Genomic DNA, 7,775 nt, shown 5'->3' with positions numbered 1-7,775 from the left:
GACCGTTCTCCGGGACCGTCGCCGGGGCCGGGTCCTCCGGGGGCCCGGTCCTCCGGCGTGCAGCCCTCCGGGGCCCGGTCCCCCGGCGTGCGGTCCTCCGGGTCAGCTCTTCGCGGGCGACGGGGAGAGCGAGTTCTTCTGGCAGCCCGGCTGCTTGGCCATGGCCTTGCCGACGTCGCCCGACTGCAGCTTCTTGAGCGCCTCGGAGCTCTGGCCGCTGAGCTTGGCGACGTCCCCGCCGATGCCCCTCAGCCCCTCGCCGAACTTGGTCTTGTCGCCGGTGTCGAGGGCGTCACTCCGCTTCTTCAGGTTCGCGTACGCCGTGGAGAGGTCGTTGAGCGCCTTGACGGCGTTCTTCTGGCTGGTCTCGCCGTCCTTGACGGGCGGCGCGCCCGCATCCTGGACCGCGTTGGCGAGCGCCTTGTACGCGTCGACGCTGACCTGGAAGGCCGCGGAGTCGGTCTGCTGGACCTTCTTGGAGTCCTCCTCGGTCTGGACGCTCGCGATCGACTGGTTCGCGTCCAGAATCTTCTTCACCTGGGGCTGCATCTGGTCACAGACCTTCATGGCCCAGGCGTCCAGCTTCTTGTTGCCCTCGTCGTCGCCGCCGCAGCCGGTCAGCGCCAGCAGGAGCGCCGTACCGCCGGACAGTGCGGCCGCAAGCTTCTTGTTCACCGGATCGGTCCCTTCGATGGCTCTCGGCCCGGAACTTACACGTCCGAGCGGGACCGCCCAGGAGGCGAGCACACCATATGCCTCCTTTTGAAGCCATTTGCACCAAGCGCAGCGTGGCATTCACCGCACACGGGAGGAGAGGGGGAACCGAACGCGGGTGAACGGCGTGCCCTGCACGCCGCCCACCCGGGCCCGAAGTTCCGGAGCGTCAGTTCTCTACGACACCACGGCCGGGTCGGCGGGCTTCGCCGTCCGCTCCGCGTTCCCGTCGTCGCCCATCGCGACGCCGCGCCGCTTGGAGACGTACACCGCACCGACGATGACGACGATCGCCAGCACCGCGATCCCGAACCGCAGGCCCTTGTTGGCATCGACGCCGTAGGAGAATTTGACCACCGCGGGGGCGATCAGCAGCGCCACCAGGTTCATCACCTTCAGCAGCGGGTTGATGGCCGGACCGGCGGTGTCCTTGAACGGGTCGCCGACCGTGTCGCCGATGACCGTCGCCGCGTGCGCCTCGCTGCCCTTGCCGCCGTGGTGGCCGTCCTCCACCAGCTTCTTGGCGTTGTCCCAGGCGCCACCGGAGTTGGCGAGGAAGACGGCCATCAGGGTGCCGGTGCCGATGGCCCCCGCCAGGTACGAGCCGAGCGCCCCGACGCCGAGCGAGAACCCGACGGCGATGGGCGCCATCACGGCCAGCAGGCCGGGTGTGGCGAGTTCGCGCAGCGCGTCCTTGGTGCAGATGTCCACCACGCGGCCGTACTCCGGCTTCTCGCTGTAGTCCATGATCCCGGGGTGCTCGCGGAACTGCCGCCGCACCTCGTAGACCACCGCACCCGCCGACCGCGACACGGCATTGATCGCCAGCCCGGAGAAGAGGAAGACGACGGCGGCTCCGAGGACGAGCCCGACGAGGTTGTTGGGCTGCGAGATGTCCAGACTCAGGCCCAGCTCACCGGACTTCGCGTGTACGTCCTTCACCGCGGTGGCGATGGCGTCGCGGTACGAGCCGAAGAGCGCCGACGCGGCCAGGACGGCCGTGGCGATGGCGATGCCCTTCGTGATGGCCTTGGTGGTGTTGCCGACCGCGTCGAGGTCGGTGAGCACCTGCGCGCCGGCGCCCTCGACGTCGCCGGACATCTCGGCGATGCCCTGGGCGTTGTCGGAGACCGGGCCGAAGGTGTCCATGGCGACGATGACGCCCACGGTGGTCAGCAGGCCGGTGCCGGCGAGCGCGACGGCGAACAGGGCCAGCATGATGGACGTGCCGCCGAGCAGGAACGCCCCGTAGACGCCCAGCGCGATGAGCACGGCCGAGTAGACGGCCGACTCCAGGCCGATGGAGATGCCGGCGAGGACGACCGTCGCCGGCCCGGTCAGGGACGACTTGCCGATGTCCCGCACGGGCCGCCGGCTGGTCTCCGTGAAGTACCCCGTGAGCTGCTGGATGAGCGCGGCGAGGACGATGCCGATGGCCACCGCCACGAGCGCGAGCACCCTCGGGTCGCCCGCATGGCCGCGGATCGCCTCGTCCCCGATGCCCTTCAGGTCGGCGTAGCTGGAGGGGAGGTACGCGAACACCGCGACGGCCACCAGGGCGAGCGATATGACGGCCGAAATGAAGAACCCGCGGTTGATCGCGGTCATCCCGCTGCGGTCGGCGCGGCGCGGCGCGACCGCGAAGATGCCGACCATCGCCGTGAGCACGCCGATCGCGGGGACGAGCAGGGGGAAGGCGAGCCCCGCGTCGCCGAAGGCGGCCTTGCCGAGGATCAGCGCGGCGACCAGCGTCACGGCGTACGACTCGAAGAGGTCGGCGGCCATGCCCGCGCAGTCGCCGACGTTGTCGCCGACGTTGTCCGCGATGGTGGCGGCGTTGCGCGGGTCGTCCTCGGGGATGCCCTGTTCGACCTTGCCGACGAGGTCGGCGCCGACGTCGGCCGCCTTGGTGAAGATGCCGCCGCCGACCCTCATGAACATCGCCAGCAGCGCCGCGCCGAAGCCGAATCCCTCCAGCACCTTGGGCGCGTCGGCCGCGTACACGAGCACCACGCAGGAGGTGCCCAGCAGGCCGAGCCCGACGGTGCACATCCCGACGACGCCACCCGTCCGGAACGCAATCTTCATGGCCTTGTGCGAAACGGCCGTCAGGTCCTTCTCGGGCTCACCCTGGGCCGGAGTGGCCTCACGGGCCGCCGCGGCGACCCGCACATTGCTGCGCACGGCGAGCCACATGCCGATATAGCCCGTGGCCGCCGAGAAGAGCGCTCCGATCAGGAAGAAGACCGAACGCCCGATGCGCTGCGACCAGTTGTCGGCCGGCAGGAGCATCAGGAGGAAGAACACCGCCACGGCGAATACGCCGAGGGTGCGCAACTGCCGTGCGAGATAGGCGTTCGCGCCCTCCTGCACCGCCGCCGCGATCCTTCTCATGCTGTCGGTTCCCTCGCCCGCCGCGAGGACCTGCCGCACCAGGGCGACGGCGACCACGAGCGCCGCGAGTGCGACGGCCGCGATCACGATCACCATGGTGCGGTTGCCCTGCGTGAGTTCGGCCGCGAGATTCCGGGTGAAGTCGAGCTGTTGAAAGTCCACCTGTCGAGGGGTGAAGGGCCCCGCCATTCGTCCTCCCTGACGTTTGGCACATGGGCGCGCAGCTGATCCGCGATCACTGAAGGGAGATCACGGGACAGCGGCCACGCTCAGGCGTCCTGAGCTCAAGATGGACGGATTGTAGGGAGCATGGCGAGATCAAAACAGAGCGCGGCAAATGGAATTGGCCTGTGCAAGTGAAGATCGAGTGAATGATCCGCCGGATAAACGATCGCGGGCGTAGATCCGGAACGGCGATCAATGGAGATCAATGGCGATCAGCGGTGATCGGAGACGATTCACGAAAAGGGGGCCGACGCGAGATCCATTCCGGAAGATCGCCGGATTCGGCGGACCAACGGAATCAGCCGGAAGATCAATGGACCCCGGGGGGGAGGATCCACGGGGCCCGCGGCGATCAGCGGCCACGCGGCGCCGCCGGATGCGGGAGGGCCGAAAAAGATCGCAGAATTATGGCTGCTCGGTGCACCGGGAGCCGGTGAATCGTGCGACGGCCGTCCGGCGGGCGCCATCGGAGCCGCTGCACGGGCAGCCGGGAGTTACGGCCGTCCGAGGAGGGCCGACTACGGCGATACGCCCGGACGGGCTACGGCGTCACGGCCGTGGGAGCGATCGGCCAGCTCATCCGGATCAGACCGCCGCGCTCGTCCGCCGTCACCTCGACGTCGTCGACCAGGCCGCTGATGACCGCGAGGCCCATGTCGTCCTCGTTGTCGGCAGCGACCTCCTCGGGGCCGCCGGCGGCGCGCTCCGAGCCGTTCGCGGCAGCGAGCGCCTCCGGTGCGGGGGCGTCGTCCCCGACCTCGATGGAGAACTTCTTCTCGTCCTCGATCAGCGTCACCCGGACGGGGGTGGTCACCTCATTGCTGATGTGCAGCCCCACCGCGCGCGAGCAGGCCTCGCCCACGGCGAGCCGGACCTCGTCCAGCACGGCCTCGTCCACGCCGGCACGGCGCGCCACCGCGGCTGCCACCAGCCGGGCGGTCCGGACATGCTCGGGAAGGGCACTGAAGAGCAGTTCGACGGTGGCCATGCCATCCCCCTCGGTCGTACGTGCCCTCTCCCCCTCATCCGGAAAAGGGCGGACTCACGAGGGGGCCGGACCCGCGAGCCCGGGTGCCCCCCGCGTGACACTCTTCCCCGGCGACCTCAGTCGGTCGCCTGCACCGCGTCCTCGACCGAGGTGTGGATGGGGAACACCTTGGTGAGGCCGGTGATACGGAAAATCTTGAGAATGCGCTCCTGGTTGCAGACCAGGCGCAGCGAGCCCTCATGGGCACGCACCCGCTTCAGCCCGCCGACCAGGACGCCGAGCCCGGTGGAGTCGAGGAAGTCGACGCCCTCCATGTCCACGACGAGGTGATAGCTGCCGTCGTTGACAAGCTCGACCAGCTGCTCACGCAGCTTGGGCGCGGTGTACACATCAATCTCGCCACCGACCCGGACAACCGTACGGTCGCCTACGGTCTCGGTCGACAGGGACAGGTCCACGGATCCTCCAGCACCTTGCATCGAGCGGTCGCCCCCCATGGATCGGCAGCCGCGATGGCATTCAATCACTTACCGGCAGGCGCGCACGACGCCTTGACGCCATTGTCCGTCACGCCAGTGACACACTCGGTGCCGATGGCCAACGATCAACTCCCGCCGGAGGCGGGCGTACATCCCGCTCCCCGGGCAGTCCTCGACCGACTGACCACCGGGGCCGACAGGGCTGCACGCATCACTCATACGGAGCACTTGCCCCCGCGTCCCGGACGTCATGCCCCCTGGCCTGAGAAGATCCGGCCGGAAGTGGCGGAAGCCATCCGGATGGCGGGCATCGACCGGCCGTGGGCCCATCAGGCGCTCACCGCCGAGCACGCGCTGCGCGGCGAATCGGTGGTCGTGGCCACCGGAACGGCCTCCGGGAAGTCCCTCGCGTACCTGGCACCGGTCCTCAGCGCCCTGCTGGACGGCTCGGAGGCCCCGAACGGCCGCGGGGCGACCGCGCTGTACCTCGCACCCACCAAGGCACTCGCCGCCGATCAGCGGCGCGCCGTGAAGGCCCTCGCCGAGCCCCTGGGCAAGGGCGTGCGTCCCGCCGTCTACGACGGGGACACCCCCGTCGAGGAGCGGGAGTGGGTGCGTCAGTACGCCAATTACGCGCTCACCAACCCCGACATGCTCCACCGCTCGATCCTGCCCGCCCACCCCAAGTGGTCCTCCTTCCTGCGTGCCCTGCGCTACGTCGTCATCGACGAGTGCCACACCTACCGGGGCGTCTTCGGCTCGCACGTCGCCCAGGTGCTCCGCCGGCTCCGGCGTGTCTGCGCCCGCTACGGGGCCGATCCGGTCTTCCTCCTCGCCTCGGCCACCTCCTCCGATCCGGCCACCGCCGCAGGCCGGCTGACGGGCGTTCCGGTGGTGGAGATCACCGAGGACGCCTCTCCGCGCGGCGAGCTGGTCTTCGCCCTCTGGGAGCCGCCCCTCACCGAGCTCCACGGCGAGCGAGGGGCCCCCGTGCGCCGCACCGCCACCGCCGAGAGCGCCGAGCTCCTCACCGACCTCGTCGTCCAGGGCGTCCGCACCGTCGCCTTCGTACGGTCACGGCGCGGCGCCGAGCTCATCGCCCTGATCGCCCAGGAGCGCCTCGCAGCCGTGGACCGCTCCCTGCCCGGGCGTGTCGCCGCCTACCGCGGCGGCTATCTCCCCGAGGAGCGCCGCTCCATCGAGCGCGCCCTGCACAGCGGCGAACTGCTGGGCCTGTCCGCGACGACCGCCCTGGAGCTCGGCGTCGACGTCGCCGGCCTCGACGCCGTCCTCCTGACCGGCTATCCGGGCACGCGCGCCTCCCTGTGGCAGCAGGCCGGACGCGCGGGCCGTACGGGCCGCGGAGCCCTCGCCGTGCTGGTCGCCCGCGACGACCCCCTGGACACCTATCTCGTCCACCACCCCGAGGCGCTCTTCCGTCAGCCCGTCGAATCCACCGTCCTCGATCCCGACAACCCCTACGTCCTCGCCCCCCATCTGTGCGCCGCGGCCGCCGAGCTGCCGCTCACCGAGGCCGACCTGTCCCTGTTCGGGCCCGAGACGCCGGGCCTGCTCGCCCAGCTCGAGGCGCGCAAGCTGCTGCGCCGCCGCGGCGCCGCCTGGCACTGGACCCGGCGCGAACGCGCCGCCGACCTCACCGACATCCGGGGCGGCGGAGGCCGCCCCATCCAGGTCGTGGAGGAGGGCACCGGGCGGCTGCTGGGCACCGTGGACGCGGGAGCCGCCCACGCCTCCGTCCACGAGGGCGCGGTCCACCTCCACCAGGGCCGCACCTACCTCGTCCGCCGGCTCGACCTGGAGGACTCCGTCGCCCTCGTCGAGCAGGCCGACCCGCCGTACTCGACGACGGCCCGCGACACGACGGCCGTCTCCATCCTGGAGACCAGCGCCGAGATCCCCTGGGGGGAGGCGCGCCTGTGCTTCGGCTCGGTCGAGGTGACCAACCAGGTCGTCTCCTTCCTCCGCCGCCGGCTCATCACCGGCGAGGTCCTCGGCGAGTCCAAGCTGGACCTGCCGCCGCGTACGCTGCGCACCCGCGCCGTGTGGTGGACCGTCACCGAGGACCAGCTCGACGAGGCCCGGATCGCCCCGGAGGCCCTCGGCGGCGCCCTGCACGCCGCGGAGCACGCCTCCATCGGCATGCTCCCCCTCTTCGCCACCTGCGACCGCTGGGACATCGGCGGCGTCTCCGTACCCCTGCACCCCGACACGCTCCTGCCGACCGTCTTCGTCTATGACGGCCACCCCGGCGGCGCGGGCTTCGCCGAGAGGGCCTTCCACACCGCCGCGGGCTGGCTCACCGCCACCCGCGAGGCGATCGCCGCCTGCGAGTGCGACACCGGCTGCCCCTCCTGCGTCCAGTCCCCCAAGTGCGGCAACGGCAACGACCCCCTCGACAAACGGGCCGCCATACGCCTCCTGGCCCGGCTCCTCAGGGACGCCCCGAAGGACGGGTGAGCCGCACGAACGCAACGGGCTCGATCCCCGCGGCCTCCGCGGGCCCCGCCCGCGACCGCACCCGGACGGCGTACGGCCCCGCCCTCGCCTCGGCCGCGACCTCGGCGATCTCGCCGCTCACGGCGCAGCGCACCACTCTCGCCCCCTGGGCGGCGGCCACCCGCCGCGCGAGGCCGCACGCGGCCTCCTGCCCGTCGAGGGCGTGGTCTGCCGCCGCCAGCGCCGACAGGTCCGCCGCACCGCCGGCGCGATGGCGGGCCACCACCGCCTGCCCCATGGCCAGCATCGCCGCGAACACCGCGCAGAGTGCGGCGGTCGCGACCGCCACCCACACCGTCGCCACGCCCCGGTCACCGCACCGTCTCCTCCGCAAGGGCCACCGCCTCTCCGCCCAGCCTGAGGGCCAGCGGACCGGCCGCCCTGGCCTCGACCCGCACCCGTACGAGATCGCCCTCGCGCATGACGGCGATGCGGGAACCCGGCGGCGCGGCGGACCG

At 71.3% G+C, this 7,775-nt stretch carries 6 protein-coding genes; 1 reads left to right on the top strand and 5 read right to left on the bottom strand.

What is annotated here, in order from left to right; genetic code table 11:
- Nucleotides 1–102: 102 nt before the first annotated feature.
- From V7793_RS29215 to bldG, 4 genes are all read right to left on the bottom strand, one after another.
- Nucleotides 103–675: a small secreted protein gene (locus tag V7793_RS29215; RefSeq protein ID WP_336011975.1), complete on the bottom strand. Its 573-nt coding sequence runs from the start codon at nt 673–675 to the stop codon at nt 103–105.
- A gap of 216 nt (nt 676–891) precedes the next feature.
- Complete coding sequence (locus tag V7793_RS29210; RefSeq protein ID WP_336011974.1) at nt 892–3,297, bottom strand: sodium-translocating pyrophosphatase; 2,406 nt, start codon at nt 3,295–3,297, stop codon at nt 892–894.
- A 577-nt stretch (nt 3,298–3,874) separates the two neighbouring features.
- The gene (locus tag V7793_RS29205) at nt 3,875–4,321 is read right to left on the bottom strand and encodes an ATP-binding protein (protein WP_336011973.1); all 447 of its coding nucleotides are present in this window, start codon (nt 4,319–4,321) and stop codon (nt 3,875–3,877) included.
- Nucleotides 4,322–4,437: 116 nt separating this feature from the next.
- Nucleotides 4,438–4,779, bottom strand: coding sequence for an anti-sigma factor antagonist BldG (bldG, locus tag V7793_RS29200; protein WP_030367299.1), 342 nt, complete (start codon nt 4,777–4,779; stop codon nt 4,438–4,440).
- A 54-nt stretch (nt 4,780–4,833) separates the two neighbouring features.
- Here bldG and V7793_RS29195 point away from each other — a divergent pair, with 54 nt between their 5' ends.
- A complete protein-coding gene (locus V7793_RS29195; protein ID WP_336011970.1) occupies nt 4,834–7,278 on the top strand; it encodes a DEAD/DEAH box helicase in 2,445 nt (814 codons plus the stop codon).
- Here V7793_RS29195 and V7793_RS29190 read toward each other — a convergent pair.
- Nucleotides 7,253–7,621, bottom strand: coding sequence for an Rv3654c family TadE-like protein (locus V7793_RS29190; RefSeq protein WP_336011968.1), 369 nt, complete (start codon nt 7,619–7,621; stop codon nt 7,253–7,255). The two genes, V7793_RS29195 and V7793_RS29190, sit on opposite strands and share 26 nt — an antisense overlap.
- Between the last annotated feature and the right edge of the window lie 154 nt (nt 7,622–7,775).

Source organism: Streptomyces sp. KLMMK (assembly GCF_036961605.1).
GTDB classification, from domain to species: Bacteria; Actinomycetota; Actinomycetes; order Streptomycetales; family Streptomycetaceae; genus Streptomyces; species Streptomyces telluris.
Note: the sequence above shows the minus strand (reverse complement) of the source record. Positions and strands in the feature narration are given on the sequence as shown.